Raw genomic sequence first — 18,515 nt, 5'->3', positions numbered from 1 at the left:
CGGCGCCAACTAGGCAAGGGAACGCAGCAATGGCCGCTCAGCTCAAGCTTATCCAGGAAGGCAAAGACAAGGACATGGACCGTCAGAAGGCGCTCGAAGCCGCGCTCGCCCAGATCGATCGCGCCTTCGGCAAGGGTAGCGCGATGAAGCTCGGCTCGAAGGAGACGATGCAGGTCGAAGCGATCTCCACCGGCTCGCTCGGGCTCGATATCGCGCTCGGCGTCGGCGGCCTCCCGCGCGGCCGGGTGATCGAGGTCTATGGGCCGGAAAGCTCGGGCAAGACCACCCTCGCGCTCCACGTCATTGCCGAGGCGCAGAAGGCCGGCGGCACGGCCGCCTTCATCGATGCCGAACACGCGCTCGACCCGGTCTATGCCAAGAAGCTCGGCGTCAACATCGACGAACTGATCGTCTCCCAGCCCGACACCGGCGAACAGGCGCTCGAGATCACCGATACGCTGGTCCGCTCCAACGCGATCGACGTGCTGGTGGTGGACTCGGTCGCCGCGCTCGTCCCCCGGGCCGAGATCGAGGGTGAGATGGGCGATAGCCACGTCGGCCTCCAGGCCCGCCTGATGTCGCAGAGCCTGCGCAAGCTGACCGGCTCGATCAGCCGCTCGCGCTGCATGGTGATCTTCATCAACCAGCTGCGCATGAAGATCGGCGTGATGTACGGCAATCCCGAGACCACGACCGGCGGCAACGCGCTCAAGTTCTACGCCTCGGTCCGCCTCGACATCCGCCGCACCGGCCAGATCAAGGACCGTGACGATATCATCGGCAACGCCACCCGCGTGAAGGTCGTCAAGAACAAGGTCGCCCCGCCGTTCAAGCAGGTCGAATTCGACATCATGTACGGCGAAGGCATTTCCAAGATCGGTGAAATTCTCGATCTCGGCGTCAAGGCGGGAATCGTAGAAAAATCAGGGGCTTGGTTCAGCTACGACTCGATCCGCATCGGTCAGGGCCGCGAAAACGCCAAGACGTATCTGCGTGAACATCCGGAAATTTGCGACCGGCTGGAGGCTGCAATCCGCGGCCGCACCGAAGGTCTCGCCGGGGAGATGATGACGGGTCCGGACGCGGACGACGATATCTGACACCCGAAGGGGCACCGCCCGCGCGGATGCCCGGAAAGCATGACCGGCGCGAAGGCCTCTCCCTTCGCGCCGGTTGTTGCGTTTCAGACCACCAGCTTCAGGCCGCGAGCGCGGCCTGGGCCTTGACCACCTCGTCGGCCTGGCGCCCCGCCAGTTCGGCAAGATGGTCGAAGCAGGCCGAATAGGAGGCCAGCCCCTGGCTGAGTGAACGCAGTTCGGCGTCGAGCCCGTGCAGCCCGGCTTCGGGGAGCAGCGCCTCGACCCGCTCCCACCGCGCCCAGTCGGGATGGGGCGACAGGCCGAGGATCTGCCCGCGCCGGCTCGATAGCGCCGAGCCCGCCTTGCTCCCGGTTCCGGCCGGCGTGTCGACCGCAATGCGCGTCACCGGTTCGAGCAGGTAGGGCAGGGCCTGGGCAAGGGCCTCGGCCATGGCCATGCGCCCCGCGATGCGGAACGCCAGTTCCGAACTGTCGACCGAATGGTACGACCCATCGGTCAGGACAACCTCGACGTCCACCACCGGGAAGCCCAGCGGCCCGCGCAGCAGCGCATCGCGCACCCCCTGTTCGACTGCGGGAATCCACTGCTTCGGCACGACCCCGCCGGTGATCCTGTCGGAAAAGCGGAAGCCTTCGCCGCGCGACAACGGCCGGATCTCCAGCGTCACGTCGCCATACTGCCCGTGGCCGCCCGACTGCTTCTTGTGCCGCCCGCGCTGCGATGCAGCCCGCCGGATCGTCTCACGATAGCCGATCCGCGGCGCCTTCCCGTCGACCGCCACCCCGTAGCGGCGTTGCAGCCGTCCCAGCACCACGGCGAGGTGCTCGTCATTGATTCCCCTGAGCAGGGTTTCCCGGTTCGCCTCGTCCTGACTCCATTCGAGGGCCAGGTCCTCCTCGCACATCCGGTGCAGCGCGGCAGAGAGCTTGACGTCATCCTTGCGGTCGCGCGTCGTGATGGCGAGGACGGCATTGCGCTCGGGCATGGCAAGGTGGGCGTTGCCCAGCAGTTCGGCCCCGCCCATCGGCAGGAGCATGCCGCACCGCGCCCCGTCGAGCCGCGCCACGGCAACGACGTCGCCGTCCTCTGCCCGCGCCTGCTTGGCCGACTTTTCTCCCTGCAACGAAAAGATCGACCCAGTCCGCACCTGCGCGCCATTAATCCGCAGTTCGTCACCTTCGCTCAGGGTCCGGCCAAAGACCCGTCCGAGGGCGAGCCGCCCCATTGCCCCGCCATGGGCGATCTTGAACGCGTAGAACGCCCCTCCCGAGGCAAGCCCGACCCGCTCGGCCGCTGCCGTCGGAGCCGGGGTCTCATGCCGCAGCAGCTTGAGCAGTCGCCGCACCCCGCCATCCGACAGGGCCGATCCGAATACCACGGGCACAAGCTTGTTTCCGGCCGTATCCGCAGAGAGGTCCGCCATGACCGTCGCCGGGTCGGGCGCCTCGTCGGAGAGCAGCTTCTCCAGCAGGTCGTCGTCGAAATCGGCCAGGGTTTCGAGAAGCCGGGACCTGTCCGCGCGTTCGCGGGCCGCAAGGTCGACCGGTATCTCGATCGTTTCAGACGGCGCGCCCGGACGATAGCGGTAAGCCCGCTCAAGGGCGAGGTCGACATAGCCGGTAACGTGGTCGCCGTCGCGAATCGGGATCTGGCGCAGGGCGAGCGGCTCGCGGCTCATCGGCTGCAATTCCGCAACAAGGTCGCGGATCGCGCCGGCTCGCGCACTCTCGATCTTGTTGACGAAGATGACATGGGGAACGCCGAGTTCATCGAGCCGGCGCAGGACGGGTTCGGCGAGCAGCGCGCGTTCCGGTGCCGGGTCGATCACCACCACCGCAAGATCGATCGCGGGCAGGGCGGCAATCCCATCCGGGGCGAAGCCCGGTGCGCCGGGAACGTCGACCAGTACGAAGCTGTCGCCATGGTCGGAAAAATGAAGCAGGTTCACCTCGGTCGAGCCGCCCCGGGCCCGCGCCTCCGGACTGGCATCGCCGACCGAATTGCCGGACTCTACGGTGCCTTGTCGCGTGATCGTGCCGCTGGCGTAAAGCAGCGCCTCGGCCAGCGAGGTCTTGCCCGTGCCTGCCGGCCCGACCAGCGCGACAGCACGGGTGGCTCTGCTACCCTTCGTGGTTCCTTGTGCCGAGGTATTGCCCATCATCCGCCTCCTCTCATGCGAAGGCGCGTCGGCGCGAAATGTCCGGCCCTTGATCCAGGGCTCGCGTCGGACGCGCTTGTTGGGACAGGGAAGCGGATCGTCTGCCTCTGCCCGGTGAGTCGCAAGGAGAATCTTGCCGCGTTGTAATGGAACGGTCGCGGCTGACGGGCATTTGGGCGAAGTGCTCGAAACGCCGTCCCGATCCCGCTTTTCCGTCGAAGATCGGCCTATCCCGGTGATCGTCAACCGGCGGGGCGGCACTGCGGCGCGGCTGGGGGACGGGCTGGAAGCGGCCTTGCGCGACGCATTCGCTGCCGCTGGCGTGGCCGTGCGGATCGAGCTTACCCAACCCGAACTCGTCAGCGAAATGATCAGCCGCTGCGATGATCCGCTGATTGTTGTGGGCGGCGGCGATGGAACGCTTGGCGCGGCGGCCGGAAAACTGGCCGGTACCGGCCGGCGCATGGCGATCCTGCCGCTGGGTACGCGCAATCACCTGGCGCGCGACCTGGGCATTCCGGGCGATCTGGAGGGCGCGGCGCGGGTCGTGGCTACGGGCAGGGCCGAGGCCATCGACCTCGGCCGTGCGGCGGACCGGATTTTCGTCAACAACTGTTCGATCGGGCTCTATGCCAGCCTGGTCCATGAGCGCGACAAGCATGACCTTCCCAAGTGGTTGGCCAGTATTCCGGCGGCCTGGCGGGTTTTGCGTTCGAGCGGTGCCGAAACGTTCCGGATCGAGCATCACGGGGCCGAGCATCGCGTGGAAAGCCCGCTCCTGTTCGTTGGCAACAACCGCTTTTCGCTCGATGCCGGGCGGCTCGGGCGGCGGGCGAGTCTGAGCGATGGGGTGCTTGCCATGGCGGCCGTGGCCCCGGTCAGCCGGGCCGAACTGCTCGGCATGGCGCTGCGGCTGATCGCCGGAAAGGCCGATGCGGAGCGGGATTTCGCCGCTATCGAGGATGTTGAGGTGCTGACCGTCTATGGTTACCACCGCCGCCGCGTGGCGCTCGACGGGGAGTTGGTGCGGTTGCAGTTTCCGCTGAAAATCAGCATATTGCCGGCCGCTCTCCAGGTTTTGGTTCCGGCTTCGCCGCCAGCCTGAATGCACGGCGACTGCATCGCCGGTGCAAGGCGAGCGCAAGACCTGCATCGTTATTGCACATCCGATGACAGCAATTGCGCCTTCGCGCTTGTCCGGCGCGCATCGGTTCTCTATCGGCTCGGGCATGAGCACGACCAACGAAATCCGCCGGTCCTTCCTCGATTACTTCGGCTCGCAAGGGCACGAGGTGGTGCCGTCTGCGCCGCTTGTTCCCTACAACGATCCCACCCTGATGTTTACCAACGCGGGGATGGTGCCGTTCAAGAACGTGTTCACCGGGCTTGAGACGCGTTCGACGCCGCGGGCGACATCTTCGCAGAAGTGCGTTCGCGCCGGGGGCAAGCACAACGATCTCGATAACGTGGGCTACACCGCGCGGCACCACACGTTCTTCGAGATGCTCGGCAATTTCTCGTTCGGCGACTATTTCAAGGAACAGGCGATCACTCACGCCTGGACCCTGCTGACCAAGGAATGGGGCCTGCCTAAGGACAAGCTCCTGGCCACGGTCTATCACACCGACGACGAGGCCTTTGCCTTGTGGCAGAAGATCGCGGGCCTGCCGGAAGAGCGGATCATCCGCATCGCGACCAAGGACAACTTCTGGGCGATGGGCGACGATGGCCCGTGCGGGCCGTGCTCGGAAATCTTTTTCGACCATGGGCCGGACATCTGGGGCGGCCCGCCGGGCTCTAAGGACGAGGACGGGGACCGGTTCATCGAGATCTGGAACCTCGTGTTCATGCAGTTCGAGCAGACCGCCGGGGAAATCACCGGCAACCTGCCCAAGCCCAGCATCGACACCGGCATGGGGCTGGAGCGCATCGCGGCCGTGATGCAGGGCGAGCATGACAATTACGACACCGACACCTTCCGCGCCCTGATCGCCGCCTCGGAAAACCTCACCGGGGTGAAGGCCGAGGGCGAGAACACTGCCAGCCACCGTGTTATCGCCGATCACCTGCGCTCGACCTCGTTCCTGCTGGCTGACGGCGTGCTGCCTTCGAACGAAGGGCGCGGCTATGTGCTGCGCCGGATCATGCGCCGCGCCATGCGCCATGCTCACCTGCTCGGCGCCAAGGAGCCCCTGATGCATCGGCTGGTGCCCTCGCTGGTGGTCGAAATGGGGCAGGCCTATCCCGAACTGGGCCGGGCCCAGCCGCTGATCGAAGAAACCCTGCAGCGCGAGGAAGTGCAGTTCCGTCGCACCCTGGCGAACGGCCTCAAGCTGCTCGACGAGGCGACTGCCGGCCTCGGCGAGGGCGGCGAACTGCCCGGCGAGACCGCGTTCAAGCTCTACGACACTTTCGGCTTCCCCTATGACCTGACCGAGGATGCCCTGCGCGCCCGCGGGATTAGCGTCGATCGGGCCGGCTTTGACAGCTCGATGGCGCTGCAGAAGGCGGCGGCGCGCGCGGCCTGGAAGGGTTCGGGCGAGGCTGCCGCGGGCGAGGTGTGGTTCGACATTGCCGAGCGCGTCGGCGCGACCGAGTTCACCGGCTACACCGCCACGACCGGCGAGGCGCAGGTCGTCGCGCTGGTCAAGGACGGGCAGGAAGTTTCGTCCGTGACCGCCGGGGACGCGGTTACGGTGATCGTCAACCAGACCCCGTTCTATGGCGAAAGCGGCGGCCAGACCGGCGATGCCGGGACCATTACCGGGGCGAACGGCCTGCGGATTGCCGTGGCCGATACGGCCAAGCCGCTCGGGCGGCTGCACGCTCACAACGGCACGGTCGCGGCGGGCAGCCTTGCCGTGGGCGACGTGGTCAAGCTCGACATCGATGTCGAGCGGCGCGATGCGATCCGGGCCAACCACTCGGCCACGCACTTGCTGCACGAGGCGCTGCGTCGGCGTCTCGGTGCCCACGTGACCCAGAAGGGCTCGTTGGTCGCGGCCGATCGCCTGCGTTTCGATTTCTCGCAGCCCACAGCGCTCACGGCTGAGGACATTGCCGCGATCGAGGCCGAAGTGAACGCCGAGATCCGCGCCAACGAGGCGGTGTCGACCCGGTTGATGACGCCGGACGACGCCATTGCCGCCGGGGCCATGGCCCTGTTCGGCGAGAAGTATGGCGACGAGGTCCGCGTGCTCTCGATGGGGCGGCAGGACGGGGCGAAGTCTTATTCGGTCGAGCTGTGCGGCGGTACGCACGTGCGCGCCACCGGCGATATCGGCCTGTTCCGCATCGTCTCGGAAAGCGCGGTTTCTTCCGGCGTGCGGCGGATCGAAGCGCTGACCGGCGAGGGCGCCCGCGAATGGCTGGTGAGCCGCGAGGATGCGCTCAAGGCCACTGCCGGCCTGCTGCGCACGACGCCTGACGATGTCGAGACGCGCGTTGCGGCTCTGCTCGACGAGCGGCGCAAGCTGGAGCGCGAATTGGCCGAGGCGAAGAAGGCGCTGGCGCTCGGCGGCGGCGGGGCCAAGGGCGAGGCGGCTGACGAGGACGTCGGCGGCGTGAAGTTCTCGGGCCAGGTGCTTGACGGGCTTGACCCCAAGGAACTGCGCGGCCTGCTCGATCAGGCCAAGCAGCGGATGGGTTCGGGCGTTGCGGCGATCGTCGCGGTCAACGAGGGCAAGGCCTCGATCGCGGCGGCCGTGACCGAGGATCTCGCCGGCAAGGTCAGCGCGGTCGACCTCGTGCGCGCGGGTGTGGAAGCACTCGGCGGCAAGGGCGGCGGCGGCCGGCCGGACATGGCCCAGGGCGGCGGTCCGGACGGCGAAAAGGCGGCCGATGCTATCGCGGCCGTGAGGGCCGTTCTCGCCGGGTGATCACCGCGCTGGTTCGAGCATCGTCAGGTTCTCGAGCAGGTATTCGAGGTGGGCCCGGCCGAGGCGGCTCCAGATATTGTATGTGCAGGTCTGGCCGCCGACGCGGACATAGGCGAGGGAATTGAGGCCCTTGCCTTCGGGATTGTCGTCAGGATAGGCGCCCGCGCCCTCGATGCCGTAGCCGGCGAAGGAGGGACTGGGCAGTTGCTCCAGTTCGCGGAACAGGGGCCATTGCCGGGCAAGGCGGGCGCGCTGTTCGCCGGGCGGGGCGTCGTCCATTCCGATCAGCCCGGCGCCGGCAATTCCGAAAGCGCTGCGTAGTCCGGGCTCGTCCCAGGCCACGGCCCAGCCGCCGGAGAATGCGGCGCGGCGCGGGGTGGCGCGACGACTACCGATCCTCGGCAAGGCCAGCGGGGCGCAGCCGTGGCGGTTTTCGGCCTTGCGCCATTCCCGCAGGATCAGCTGGCTCGCCGCCGGAGCGGGGGCCGGTGCAGCCGTTGGCGTGGCGGATGGGGGCGGCGCACTGCTCTCCGCGGTTTCCCCGATGCTCTCCGGCGAGGAAGTGGCGACTGGCTCCGGGGCAGGTTGCCGCGAGCAGGCAGCGAGGCCGGCTGCTGCGAGCAGGGTGAGGGCGGTGCGGCTGATCATCGGCATCCTTTCGGAAAGCCAAGTCTTCAGCTTGGCGCGCGTTCCCTGAGGTGGGCGCTCTTGAGCTTGGGCTTCACCGCCAGTTCGCCCTCGTCCATGATCTGCTGGCGGAAATGGTCGCGCTTTTCGTGGATCGAGGCGATGACGAAGCCCATCGGCACGCCGAGATCGACCAGCACGGCCTCTGACAGCTGCAGCGAGCTTTCCAGCGTTTCCGGCACGGCGTGGCTGGCCCCTGCGCGATAAAGTTCGGCGGCGTGGCTGGCATCGCGGGCGCGGGCGATGATCGGCAGGTCGGGGTGTTCGGCGCGCAGGCGGCGGCACAGGCGCAGCAGCCCGCGCGGTTCGTCCATGGTGAGGATCATCGCCGTGGCCTGGGCAATGCCGAGGCGGGCCAGCGCCGGCCCGCGCGAGGCGTCGGCAAAGGCGATCGAATAACCGTCGCGGCGCCCTGCGGCGACAATGTCGGCATCGCTGTCGACCGCGATATACGGCTTGCCATGCTCGCGCAGCATGTCGGCCACGAGGCGGCCGACGCGGCCGAAGCCGATGATGAAGGCGCGCGGATCGTTTTCGTCGGGTTCGACATGGTGGTGCGTCGTGGCACGGTCGACCCGGCGGGCGAGCCAGCGCCCGGCAATGGCGAGAATGGGCGTGACGGTGAGACCGATTGCCGTCACCGCCTGCCAGAACTGCGCCGCGTCGCGGTGGATCAGGCCGGCACTGACGGCGGCGGCGAGCACGATCAGGGTGGTTTCCGAAGGACTGGCAAGGAGGATGCCGGCCTCGGCCGACGTGCCGGCGCGCGCGCCGGACAGGCGCAGGAGGAGCGCGGTGATACCGGCCTTGACGATGAGGACGAGGGCGACGGCCATCACGACCGGGATGAGCCGGTCCCAGATCAGCGGGAGGTTGAGGCCCATGCCAACGGTGATCAGAAAGACCCCGAGGGCCAGGCCCTTGAACGGCTCGGTAATGCCCTCGACCTCGGTGTGATAGTCGGTCTCGGCAATCAGGAGCCCGGCGATCAGGGCGCCGACGATAGGGGAGAGCCCGACCGAGGCGGTGACCAGCGCGGCGATGATCACCACCAGCAGGCTGGCGGACAGGAACAGTTCCGGGCTTTTGGTGCGGGCCGCCTGGGCGAAGAGGCGCGGCAGGAGCAGGCGGCCAAGCACCAGCAGGGCAACGATCGCAACCACGCCGAAGCCGAGCGTGCGGAGCAGGGCGGAACTGTCCTGCGCCCCGTCGCCCCGGCCCATCGCGCCGAGCAGGAAAATGATCGGGACGAGCGCGATGTCCTCGAACAGCAGCATGGCCAGCGCCGCCCGGCCGACCGGCGTTGCCGGATCGGAGATCTTGAGCACCAGCGCGGTTGACGAGAGGGCGAGGGCGAGCCCGAGCGAAAGCGCCGTGGTCCAGGAATTGCCGAGCACGACAAGCCCGATCGCGATCAGCGCGGCGCCGCCGATCAGTTCCGACGAGCCGAGCCCGAAGACCTGCCGGCGCATCGCCCACAGCCTGGCGAACGAGAGTTCGAGCCCGACCGAGAACAGCAGCATGACGATGCCGAATTCGGCGAAGGGATCGAGCCCAGCCGGATCGCTGATCGTGATGTGATAGAGCCAGGGATAACGCGGAACGAGGCTGCCGAGGCCAAACGGGCCGGCGAGGATGCCGACGAGGATGAAGCCGATTACCGGGGTGATGCGGAAGCGGGCGAAAACCGGGATGACAAGGCCGGCCGCGCCCAGAACCACAAGTGCATCGGACAGGGCGGGATTATGCAGGAGATCGGCGGACATGGCGCAAGGCTAGGCGAGGCGGCTCGGCCTGTCACCCGCGATCACGTCTCTCCGACACTGCGCGCGGGCTCAATGCGCGCGAGCGTCCGTGAACAGCCGGTCGACCGATGTGCCGTTGCGGGCGAGGATCGTGGCCACGCGCAGGCGGGCGTGGAAATTGCGGATCGTGGGATGGTCGATGAAGGCTGCGTGGAGCTTCTCGGCTTCGGCCGGGGTCAGCGTGCTCGAGCCGGCAACATAGTCCGCATAGCCCTCGATTACCCATGACGGCGCGGTCACCGTCTTCCAGATGCCGAAGTGGTTGCGGAGCATCGAGTGCGTCATCTCGTGGGCGATGTCGACCGAGAGCGCACGCTGGTGGCCGATCGCGCGGCGCGAATAGACTAGGTCGCGGGCCAGGTCGTTACGGTTGACGATGGTGTTCTCGGTGAACATCCGCGTGACCGCGAAGGTCTCGGTGCTGCCCATGGCCAGCCAGTTCCAGCGCCAGCCGCCGCGGGTGAGGTAGATCGAGTGCTGCTGGACCGGGTGCTTCGCGATGGTGCTGGTCTGCACGCGGGCCTGGGCCGCGGCGAGGATCGGTTCCAGCTTTTCTGGCGGGAGCGGATCTTCCGAGCGCACCGTGATGCCGTGCGCCTCGGCCTTGTAGGGAAAGAAGAGCAGTGCCGGTGCGTGGATCGGCAACAGGGCAAGCACGGTGGCGGCGACCGGTATCCAGCGCAGCCACCGTGTTTGCATAAGCATCAGCCCCAGGTTGCCATTTCGGCTTCGAGGTTCTCGACGATGGCCTGGAAGAAGCCCTCAGTGGTTAGCCACGACTGGTCGGGGCCGATCAGGATCGCGAGGTCCTTGGTCATCTTGCCGCTCTCCACGGTCTCGATGCAGATGCGCTCGAGCGTTTCGGCGAACTTGATCACTTCGGGCGTACCGTCGAACTTGCCGCGATAGGCCAGGCCGCGCGTCCAAGCGAAGATCGAGGCGATCGGGTTGGTGCTGGTCGCCTTGCCCTGCTGGTGCTGGCGATAGTGACGGGTCACGGTGCCGTGAGCGGCTTCGGCCTCGATGGTCTTGCCGTCGGGCGCCATCAGCACCGAGGTCATCAGGCCGAGCGAGCCGAAGCCCTGGGCGACGACGTCGGACTGGACGTCACCGTCGTAGTTCTTGCAGGCCCAGACGAACTTGCCCGACCACTTGAGCGCCGAGGCGACCATGTCGTCGATCAGGCGGTGTTCGTAGACGATGCCCTTCTCGGCGAACTTTTCCTTGAAGCCTTCGGTCTCGAAGACTTCCTGGAACAGGTCCTTGAAGCGGCCGTCATAGGCCTTGATGATGGTGTTCTTGGTCGACAGGTAAACCGGCCAGCCAAGGTTGATGCCGTAGTTGAACGAGGCGCGCGCGAAGTCGCGGATCGATTCGTCGAGGTTGTACATCGACATGGCAACGCCGGCGGCGGGGAACTTGAAGACCTCGCGGTCGATCACCTGGCCATCGTCACCCTCGAACACGAGGCGCAGCTTGCCGGGGCCGGGGACGAGGAAGTCGGTCGCGCGGTACTGGTCGCCGAAGGCGTGGCGGCCGACCACGATCGGGTCGGTCCAGCCCGGCACCAGGCGGGGAACGTTGGAAATCACGATCGGTTCGCGGAAGACCACGCCGCCGATGATGTTGCGGATCGTGCCGTTGGGCGACTTCCACATTTCCTTGAGGTTGAATTCGGTCACGCGCGCTTCGTCGGGCGTGATCGTGGCGCACTTGACCGCGACGCCGTACTGCTTCGTGGCATTGGCCGCGTCGACCGTGATCTGGTCGCCTGTCTCGTCGCGCTTCTCGACCGAGAGGTCGTAATACTTCAGGTCCACATCGAGGTAGGGCAGGATCAGCTTTTCGCGGATCCACTGCCAGATGATGCGGGTCATTTCATCGCCGTCCATCTCGACGATGGGGTTCGCTACCTTGATCTTGGCCATTGCCGTCCTTCCCGGGAGTGAGAGTCGCATGCCCCTTAGCAGGGAAACCGCTCACCGCAACCCGAGCCCCGCTTATGCATAGGCGCGCGGCGCGAGGAAATCCGTCGAATTACGCCATTGGGGGCATCTCTCGCATCCGGTCGGTGGAAATTTGATCGGGATCAAGGTCGCAATTGAGAATGAGTTGCAACAAGGCGATCTTTCTGCGAGTGAATCGCAACAACGACATGCGAGTGATTCGCAACAGCCTTGTCAGGGGGTCTCGTGAGCAGTGCAGAAGTGAGCAGCGCCGGCAATTTCCTTCCGGCCGCCGTGGAAGTCGCCAAGGGCGGCCGCAAGCTCGCGGCCCGGCTCGCAGGTAGCCTTGCCGGCTTCGCGCTGCTGCCCCTGTCCGTTCCTGCCTCCGCCTCGCCGGTTGGCGCGATCCCGCACAGCCTGTCTGTCGGCGGCATGTTCCTCCAGGCCGACTGGATCGTGAAGCTGGTGATGATCGGGCTGCTCCTGGCCTCCGTCGCCACCTGGACCGTGTTCTTCGCGAAGTCCGCCCAGCTGCGCCGCCTCGGTGCGGTGCAGCGCGAGGTGACCGCGGCGGTCTCGGCCCTGCGTTCGCTGGGCGAGGCACGCGGGCAGGGCGCGCTGGCCGACCATCCGCTGGTGCGTGAGGCCCAGGCCGAGCTTGATCTTTCCGCTGATGCCCTGGGCGACGGCGAGGGGATCAAGGAGCGCGTGGTATCGCGCTTCGAGCGCTTCGAGGCGGCCGAAGCGCGGCGTCTGACCGCCGGGGTCAACGTGCTGGCGACGATCGGGGCCACGGCGCCTTTCGTGGGCCTGTTCGGCACGGTCTGGGGCATCATGAACTCGTTTGTCGGCATTGCCGAAAAGCAGACCACCAATCTCGCCGTGGTTGCCCCCGGCATCGCCGAGGCGCTGCTGGCGACGGCGACCGGCCTCGTCGCGGCGATCCCGGCCGTGGTCATCTACAACCATTTCAGCCGCCAGATCGCAGCACACCGCGCGGCCATCGCCGATACTTCGGCCGCGCTCCTGAGGCTGGTTTCGCGCGATCTCAGCCGGGGCACGGCCCCCGTGCGCAAGGCGGCCTGAGCCATGGCGATCCGCCTGAGCGACAGCGCCGACGATCTCCCGGTCAACCATGAGATCAACGTCACCCCGTTCATCGACGTGATGCTGGTGCTGCTGATCATCTTCATGGTGGCCGCGCCGCTGGCGACAGTCGACGTCAAGGTCGACCTGCCGGTCTCCACGGCGAGGCCCGCCGCCAAGCCGGACAAGCCGGTGTTCCTCTCGATCAAGGCCGATGGACAGATGCTGGTCGGTGAGAACGCCGTGCCCGAGGGCGGGATCGGCGCGGCGATTGCCGCCGCGACCGGCGGAGACCGCGAGCAGCGCGTGTTCCTGCGTGCCGACAAGGCGGTCACCTATGACACGATCATGGCGGCGATGAACCAACTGCGCGGCGCCGGTTACCTCAAGGTGGCGCTGGTCGGGCAGGACGGGAGCGCGGGAGCATGACGGCGGCTGCCAGCATCGCGCCCAACCCCGAACTGCGCCTGTGGTCGGGTGCCGGAGCGGTGGCCCTTGGTGCCCATGTGGCCGCACTCGGGCTGGTTCTGGCCTGGGCCGTGCCGAAGGCGCCGCCGCTGCCCGAGCCGGTGATGGAAATCGAACTGCCCCCGGCCATGGCGCCCAATCCCGCCGCTGCCGATGCGCCCGCGCCGGTTCAGCCGCAGCAAGTTCAACCGGTCACGCCCGACGTGCCCGCGCCGCGCATGGACATCCCGCCGGTCGCCGCGCCGCTCCCGCGCGAGGTCGTGGCCGTTTCGCCGTCCCGGCCGCAAGCGGTTGCGGTGCAGGCGGCGCCGGCTCCGGCACCCGTTCCAGCCGCCCCCGCGGCCCCGGCCATCCGCGCAGTCGCGGCCGGGCCGACGGTCAGCCCCGGCAGCGACGATCCGCGCGCCAAGCAGCGCGAGATGGACTATTTCGCGCAGGTCAGCGCCTATCTCAACCGCCGCAAGACCTATCCCGCCGAGGCCAAGAAGGCGCGCGAGCAGGGCGTGGTGACCGTGCGCTTCACGCTTGACCGGCAGGGCGGCGTTTCGGCTGTCGCACTCAAGCGCGGCTCCGGCCACGACGTGCTCGACCAGGCGACGCTCGACCTCGTCCGCCGGGTCGCGCCCTATCCCAGGATTCCCGCATCGATCCAGCGAGAGAACGTCACCCTCTCCCTGCCAATCGACTATTCGCTTCGTACCGACTGAAGGGGTTTACCAAGATGAAGAACGTTCAACCGGGGGTTCTCCGGCCTGTTTCGCTGCGCCAGCGCGCCGCGGCTGCCGCGATGGGCATTGCCGCGATCGGCGCGGCAGCACCGGCCCTCGCGCAGCAAGCCCAGCCGGCCGAGGACGGCGAGGTTCAGCTCGAAACGCTCAAGATCGAGGACAAGGCCGCCGACGTGAATCCCTATACCCAGAAGGGCGCGCCCTATAAGGCCCGCGTTTCGGGTGACGATCGCCGGGTCAAGCCGTTAGCCGAAACCCCGGCCACGATCACCGTCCTGACCCAGACCCAGCTCCAGGAATCGGGCCGTTCGGACCTGCGCACCGTGCTGGCCTCGCAGCCGGGCATCACCTTGGGCACCGGCGAAAACGGCAACGCCTTCGGCGATCGCTACATCATTCGCGGCCAGGAAATGAAGAGCGACGTCTTCGTCGACGGCCTGCGCGATCCGGGCCTGCAATCGCGCGAGACCTTCGCCATCGAGCAGCTTGAAATCACCAAGGGCCCCAGCGCGACCTTCGCCGGGCGCGGTGCCTCGGGCGGTTCGGTCAATGCGATCACCAAGCAGGCTTCGACCGACTACAGCTTCAACGCGGTGGACCTGACTGTCGGCAACGCCGATGCGGTTCGCGCCACGGTCGACAGCAACCTTGCCCTGTCGGACAAGCTGGCGGTGCGCGCCAACCTGCTGTTCAACAGCGAATACCTGCCCGAACGCGGCGAAGCCCGCCGCCGCCGCTTCGGCGCGGCCCTTGCACTTAAGGGCCAGATTTCGGACAGCGTGACCGCCAGCCTCGACTACTACCACCTGACCGTGCGCGACCGGCAGGATCTGGGCCAGGCGATCGCCAATGTCACCGCCGGCGGCCAGCCGTACTATGACATCCCGGCCTATACGCAGAAGGCAGACTTCCAGAACGCCTCGGTCAACGTCGTCACCGGCAAGCTGCGGATCGAGCCGTTTGATGGCTTCGTGATCGAAAACGCGGCCCGCTACGGCCGGATCGACAACGGTTATCTCAATACCGCGATCACTCGCTTCACGCGCGGTGCCAGCGATCCGGTTGCGCCCGGTGCGGTGGACTACCGCATCAGCGCCTCGCGCGCAGGCTGGCAGAAGATCGAATTCTTTGCCGACCGCCTCAACATCCTCGGTGAATTCGAGACCGGCGGGCTGAAGCACGATCTGGTGGCAGGCGTCGAATTCACGACCTACAACGTCCAGAACCGCTTCGGCCAGCTGACCACGACGCAGGGCGCAGCGGCGACTACGGCAGTGGCCAGCGGCTATTCCTATGCCATTACCGGCGCCTACAATTGCATCAACGGCACGGGCACGGCGCTCAACGCTTATTGTGTCACTGATGGCAAGGGCAACCTGCTGGCCAATTCCGCGTCGCTGCTTGGTCGGACCAGCCTTGTCCGCAACACCGATCCGGCCACGATCTGGCAGGTCCAGACTCTGGGCGGCTACGTCATGGACTCGATCGACGTCGCGGATTGGCTGAACGTCAGCGGCGGCGCGCGTTTCGATGCCTTCGACTATCGCCTGTTGACCAACACCTTCTCGGTCAACGGCACAGCCGCCGGTCCGCGTTACGACTACAACGACGTCTTGTGGGGCTTCAACGCCGGGGTCACGCTCAAGCCGCGTTCGAACGGCACGGTCTATTTCGCATGGTCCACGGCAGCCGACATCAACGGCGGCGAATCCGACATTGGCACCAATTGCGGTTATGGCGGGCTGTGCAGCGTGGTCGATCCGGTTACCGGCCAGGTCGTCTACAGCGCCAAGCCCGAACGTTCGAACAATTTTGAACTGGGCACCAAGTGGGAACTGTTCGACAGCCGCCTGCTGCTTACGGCTGCCTTGTTCCAAACCGTCAAGCGCGACGTGATGGAGGGGTTGAGCGCGGATTCCTATTCGATCAATGGCGGGCTCAACTCGGGCAAGTTCCGGGTTCGCGGGGTCGAACTGGGCCTCGCCGGGAACCTCACCGAGCGTCTTTCAGGGCAGATTTCGGCGTCGTTCGCTACGTCCAGGGTGCTGGAGTCGCTCAATCCCGGGCTGCTTGCGCCCCAGCTTGCGGCCGGTGCGACCAACGTGGGCAAGCGGCTCGCCAACTTCGCCAACAATGGTGTGGATGCCCAGCTCCGCTACCAGTTGACCGATCGCCTTGCCATCGGCGGCAACGTCACCTGGAAGAGCGAGATGTATGGCGGTCAGCCCGACACCGCTGCGGCCTATGTTACCACAGTGGGCAGCGCTTATTTCGGCCAGTATTCGATCCGCATCCCGGCCTATGCGACCTTCGGCGGTTTCATCAGCTACAAGGTGAACAACCACCTGACCGTGCGGGTCAACGGGCTTAACCTCGGTGACAAGCTCTACTACACCGCAGCCTACCGCTCGGGCGGCTTCGCCTACCTGGGCGATCGTCGCAGCGTCAAGGTGACCCTCAGCGGCAAGTTCTGAGCCGGCTGAGCGAAAAGGGAAAAACCGTGCCATGCTGATCGTGATCGAGAAGGTGCTCGATGCCGGGGAAATCCGGCAGATGCGCGAACGGCTTGGCGCGGCCCTCTGGGTCGATGGGGCGCAGAGCGCGGGTTCGCGCTCCATCGCCGTGAAGCAGAACCTCCAGGTCGACCGGGCTTGCCCGGTCGGCCGGGAGCTGGGCAATGCCATCCTCGGCAAGCTGGGGCGCAACCCGCTGTTCCAGTCGGCCTCGCTGGCCGAGACGATCTGGCCGCCCGTATTCAATCTCTACCGCGATGGCGGGCACTACGGCACTCACGTCGATTCCGCGCTGATGCGCCTGCCCGATGGCGGGCCAACCATCCGCAGCGACCTTTCCGCGACCCTGTTTCTGTCGCAGCCGGATGACTACGACGGCGGCGAACTGGTGATTGAAACGGAGTTCGGCGGCCAGGCGGTCAAGCTCGCCGCCGGGGACATGGTGCTCTATTCCTCGTCGAGCCTGCACCAGGTAACGCCGGTGACGCGGGGCGAGCGGGTCTGCGCGATCACCTGGATGCAAAGCGCCGTGGCCGATGTCGCCGCGCGCGACATGCTGTTCGATCTCGACCAGTCGATCCAGGCGCTCTCGGCTGGCAGGGCCGACGACGACGCCGACATCGACCGGCTGATCCACGTCTATCACAATCTCCTGCGGCGCTGGGCCCGGCCGTGAACAGGGGGGCCAGGAACAACGCGGCCATGAGGTCCATTGCCATTCGCATCGCGGTCTGGACGCTCCTGGCGGTGCCGGGCATCTGGTGGCTGGCGGGGCTGGTCGATGGCACAGCGCTGCCGATGGACCTGCTGCGTCCGACCGGTGAACTGGCCGTGCGGCTCATGATTCTTGCCATGCTGCCCGGTCCCCTGGTGGCGGCTTTTGGCGCGGGCCGCCTGCTGCGCGGCTGGCTGGTCGCGCGCCGCTGGTTCGGGCTGGCCTCCTTCGGCTACGGCCTGCTGCACCTTGCCACTTACGCGACCGACGTTGGCGCCCTGCGGCCGATGATCGAGGAACTGGAATTGCCGGGCATATGGACCGGCTGGCTGGCCTTCCTGCTGCTGCTACCGCCCGCCGCGATCAGCTACGATGCCGCGATGCGCGGGCTGGGCCGCAGCTGGAAGCGGGTCCAGCGGCTGGTCTATGCGGCCTTCGCGCTCGGCCTTGCCCACTGGATACTGCTGGACTGGAAATGGCAGCCAGCGGCCATTCATTTCGCCCCGCTGATAATTGCCTGGGGCCTTCGGGGGTGGCGTCGCGGCCGCTCCCGCGCCATTCGATCCACGATTGCTCAGGGAGCCTGAAATGAAGACCTTCCGCCTCGTCGCTGCCGCCGCAACCGCAGGCGCCGCGCTCGCCCTTTCCTCGCCTGCGCTGGCCGACGGTGACGTCAAGTGCAACGGCGGACCCTCCTCCGCGTGGCGCCCGATGGGAGAGCTGAAGAAAAAGGCCTGGCTCGAAAACTGGACCGTGGTGAAGGCCCAGGTCGAAGGCGATTGCTACGAGGTCTACGCCCGCGACGAAGCGGGGCAGGTCCTCGAAGCCTTCTTCCACCCGGTTACCCTGCAGAAGCTGGTGGTTTTCCGCCGCGGCAGGGAAGTGTTCCGCGCCAAGGGTTTCGCCGGCTAAATACGGACCTTGGGGAAAGGGCCCGTAGGCCCTTGCGCTCACCGGGTCTGCTCAATCACCAGCACGCCGTCATCCCCGGCCGGCTTGTCGCCCTCGGCCGGGTTGCCGAGGAAGAACGGACCGATCCGGACCTTGGGGTTCCTGACCAGATCGTTGACGGGCGCCGAGAACTTCGCCTTGCCAAAGCTGAGCAGCTTAACGCTGTAATGGCTGCCCGCTGCCTTGTCGACGTGACACCAGACGTGAAGGTTCCAGCGGCCGCCGTGGCCAGACTGGATCGAAAACATCTGGATGCCGGCCAGGCTCTTGGGTTGGCAGGTGGTGTTGAGCCATTGCTCGACCGCCGCCGGGGGCGGGCCGGCCGGATCCTCGAAGCCCTTGTGGTACCATTGCCCAGCGATGACCGGAGCCGGGGCCGGCGGCGTGTTCGGCGCCGAGGGCGGCACCTGGGCCCATGCCGAGCTTGAACCCAGAGCCAACGCAGCAGCGCTCGCAAGCAATGCCCTCATTCACGTACCC

16 protein-coding genes are annotated in these 18,515 nt (G+C 66.8%); 10 read left to right on the top strand and 6 right to left on the bottom strand.

The window, feature by feature from the left end; translation table 11 throughout:
* The first annotated feature begins 29 nt into the window (after positions 1–29).
* Positions 30–1,100: a recombinase RecA gene (gene recA / locus H7F51_RS13280; RefSeq protein WP_185664798.1), complete on the top strand. Its 1,071-nt coding sequence runs from the start codon at positions 30–32 to the stop codon at positions 1,098–1,100.
* A gap of 97 nt (positions 1,101–1,197) precedes the next feature.
* Here the strand turns inward: recA and H7F51_RS13275 are convergent, their stop codons facing one another.
* The gene (locus tag H7F51_RS13275; RefSeq protein WP_185664797.1) at positions 1,198–3,258 is read right to left on the bottom strand and encodes an elongation factor G; all 2,061 of its coding nucleotides are present in this window, start codon (positions 3,256–3,258) and stop codon (positions 1,198–1,200) included.
* A 133-nt stretch (positions 3,259–3,391) separates the two neighbouring features.
* Here H7F51_RS13275 and H7F51_RS13270 point away from each other — a divergent pair, with 133 nt between their 5' ends.
* Positions 3,392–4,363, top strand: coding sequence for a diacylglycerol/lipid kinase family protein (locus tag H7F51_RS13270; RefSeq protein WP_185664796.1), 972 nt, complete (start codon positions 3,392–3,394; stop codon positions 4,361–4,363).
* Between the two features lie 124 nt (positions 4,364–4,487).
* Positions 4,488–7,136 carry an alanine--tRNA ligase gene (alaS, locus tag H7F51_RS13265; RefSeq protein ID WP_185664795.1) on the top strand — a complete coding sequence of 883 codons (2,649 nt, stop codon included), beginning with the start codon at positions 4,488–4,490 and terminating at the stop codon, positions 7,134–7,136.
* Here the strand turns inward: alaS and H7F51_RS13260 are convergent, their stop codons facing one another.
* The 4 genes from H7F51_RS13260 to H7F51_RS13245 all read right to left on the bottom strand — a co-directional run bounded on the left by H7F51_RS13260 (position 7,137) and on the right by H7F51_RS13245 (position 11,556).
* Positions 7,137–7,784, bottom strand: a complete 648-nt coding sequence (locus tag H7F51_RS13260; RefSeq protein WP_185664794.1) for a hypothetical protein — start codon at positions 7,782–7,784, stop codon at positions 7,137–7,139. It lies immediately after the preceding gene.
* 26 nt (positions 7,785–7,810) lie between these two features.
* On the bottom strand, positions 7,811–9,589 hold the full coding sequence (locus tag H7F51_RS13255; protein WP_185664793.1) for a cation:proton antiporter domain-containing protein: 1,779 nt from the start codon (positions 9,587–9,589) through the stop codon (positions 7,811–7,813).
* Between the two features lie 69 nt (positions 9,590–9,658).
* The gene (locus H7F51_RS13250; protein WP_221774142.1) at positions 9,659–10,333 is read right to left on the bottom strand and encodes a hypothetical protein; all 675 of its coding nucleotides are present in this window, start codon (positions 10,331–10,333) and stop codon (positions 9,659–9,661) included.
* A complete protein-coding gene (locus H7F51_RS13245; RefSeq protein WP_185664791.1) occupies positions 10,333–11,556 on the bottom strand; it encodes an NADP-dependent isocitrate dehydrogenase in 1,224 nt (407 codons plus the stop codon). Before H7F51_RS13245 ends, H7F51_RS13250 begins: the two co-directional genes overlap by 1 nt.
* Before the next feature lie 264 nt (positions 11,557–11,820).
* Here H7F51_RS13245 and exbB point away from each other — a divergent pair, with 264 nt between their 5' ends.
* Genes exbB through H7F51_RS13210 form a run of 7 tightly spaced genes read left to right on the top strand, consistent with a single transcriptional unit; the run spans position 11,821 to position 17,996 of the window.
* Complete coding sequence (exbB, locus tag H7F51_RS13240; RefSeq protein ID WP_221774141.1) at positions 11,821–12,660, top strand: tonB-system energizer ExbB; 840 nt, start codon at positions 11,821–11,823, stop codon at positions 12,658–12,660.
* A gap of 3 nt (positions 12,661–12,663) precedes the next feature.
* Positions 12,664–13,089 carry a TonB system transport protein ExbD gene (exbD, locus tag H7F51_RS13235; protein ID WP_185664790.1) on the top strand — a complete coding sequence of 142 codons (426 nt, stop codon included), beginning with the start codon at positions 12,664–12,666 and terminating at the stop codon, positions 13,087–13,089.
* On the top strand, positions 13,086–13,835 hold the full coding sequence (locus H7F51_RS13230) for an energy transducer TonB (protein ID WP_185664789.1): 750 nt from the start codon (positions 13,086–13,088) through the stop codon (positions 13,833–13,835). The genes exbD and H7F51_RS13230 overlap by 4 nt, the downstream gene beginning before the upstream one ends.
* 14 nt (positions 13,836–13,849) lie before the next feature.
* Complete coding sequence (locus H7F51_RS13225; RefSeq protein ID WP_185664788.1) at positions 13,850–16,330, top strand: TonB-dependent receptor; 2,481 nt, start codon at positions 13,850–13,852, stop codon at positions 16,328–16,330.
* Between the two features lie 31 nt (positions 16,331–16,361).
* Positions 16,362–17,045: a Fe2+-dependent dioxygenase gene (locus H7F51_RS13220; RefSeq protein ID WP_185664787.1), complete on the top strand. Its 684-nt coding sequence runs from the start codon at positions 16,362–16,364 to the stop codon at positions 17,043–17,045.
* Positions 17,046–17,071: 26 nt separating this feature from the next.
* A complete protein-coding gene (locus H7F51_RS13215; RefSeq protein WP_185664786.1) occupies positions 17,072–17,671 on the top strand; it encodes a ferric reductase-like transmembrane domain-containing protein in 600 nt (199 codons plus the stop codon).
* 1 nt (position 17,672) lies between these two features.
* A complete protein-coding gene (locus H7F51_RS13210; protein WP_185664785.1) occupies positions 17,673–17,996 on the top strand; it encodes a PepSY domain-containing protein in 324 nt (107 codons plus the stop codon).
* Between the two features lie 38 nt (positions 17,997–18,034).
* On the opposite strand, the gene H7F51_RS13205 is transcribed toward H7F51_RS13210, so the two are convergent.
* A complete protein-coding gene (locus H7F51_RS13205) occupies positions 18,035–18,505 on the bottom strand; it encodes a hypothetical protein (protein ID WP_185664784.1) in 471 nt (156 codons plus the stop codon).
* Positions 18,506–18,515 lie beyond the last annotated feature (10 nt).

It is taken from the genome of Novosphingobium flavum, assembly GCF_014230315.1.
Lineage (GTDB): Bacteria > Pseudomonadota > Alphaproteobacteria > Sphingomonadales > Sphingomonadaceae > Novosphingobium > Novosphingobium flavum.
This window is presented reverse-complemented; position numbering and strand designations above follow the sequence as displayed.

Coding starts and splice junctions, on each gene's coding strand:
- H7F51_RS13210 (WP_185664785.1), top strand. CDS start 17,673: ATGAAGACCTTCCGCCTCGTCGCTGCCGCCGCAACCGCAGGCGCCGCG.
- H7F51_RS13220 (WP_185664787.1), top strand. CDS start 16,362: ATGCTGATCGTGATCGAGAAGGTGCTCGATGCCGGGGAAATCCGGCAG.
- recA (WP_185664798.1), top strand. CDS start 30: ATGGCCGCTCAGCTCAAGCTTATCCAGGAAGGCAAAGACAAGGACATG.
- H7F51_RS13245 (WP_185664791.1), bottom strand. CDS start 11,556: ATGGCCAAGATCAAGGTAGCGAACCCCATCGTCGAGATGGACGGCGAT.
- H7F51_RS13260 (WP_185664794.1), bottom strand. CDS start 7,784: ATGATCAGCCGCACCGCCCTCACCCTGCTCGCAGCAGCCGGCCTCGCT.
- H7F51_RS13205 (WP_185664784.1), bottom strand. CDS start 18,505: ATGAGGGCATTGCTTGCGAGCGCTGCTGCGTTGGCTCTGGGTTCAAGC.
- H7F51_RS13215 (WP_185664786.1), top strand. CDS start 17,072: ATGAGGTCCATTGCCATTCGCATCGCGGTCTGGACGCTCCTGGCGGTG.
- H7F51_RS13255 (WP_185664793.1), bottom strand. CDS start 9,589: ATGTCCGCCGATCTCCTGCATAATCCCGCCCTGTCCGATGCACTTGTG.
- H7F51_RS13230 (WP_185664789.1), top strand. CDS start 13,086: ATGACGGCGGCTGCCAGCATCGCGCCCAACCCCGAACTGCGCCTGTGG.
- exbD (WP_185664790.1), top strand. CDS start 12,664: ATGGCGATCCGCCTGAGCGACAGCGCCGACGATCTCCCGGTCAACCAT.
- alaS (WP_185664795.1), top strand. CDS start 4,488: ATGAGCACGACCAACGAAATCCGCCGGTCCTTCCTCGATTACTTCGGC.
- H7F51_RS13250 (WP_221774142.1), bottom strand. CDS start 10,333: ATGCTTATGCAAACACGGTGGCTGCGCTGGATACCGGTCGCCGCCACC.
- H7F51_RS13225 (WP_185664788.1), top strand. CDS start 13,850: ATGAAGAACGTTCAACCGGGGGTTCTCCGGCCTGTTTCGCTGCGCCAG.
- H7F51_RS13275 (WP_185664797.1), bottom strand. CDS start 3,258: ATGGGCAATACCTCGGCACAAGGAACCACGAAGGGTAGCAGAGCCACC.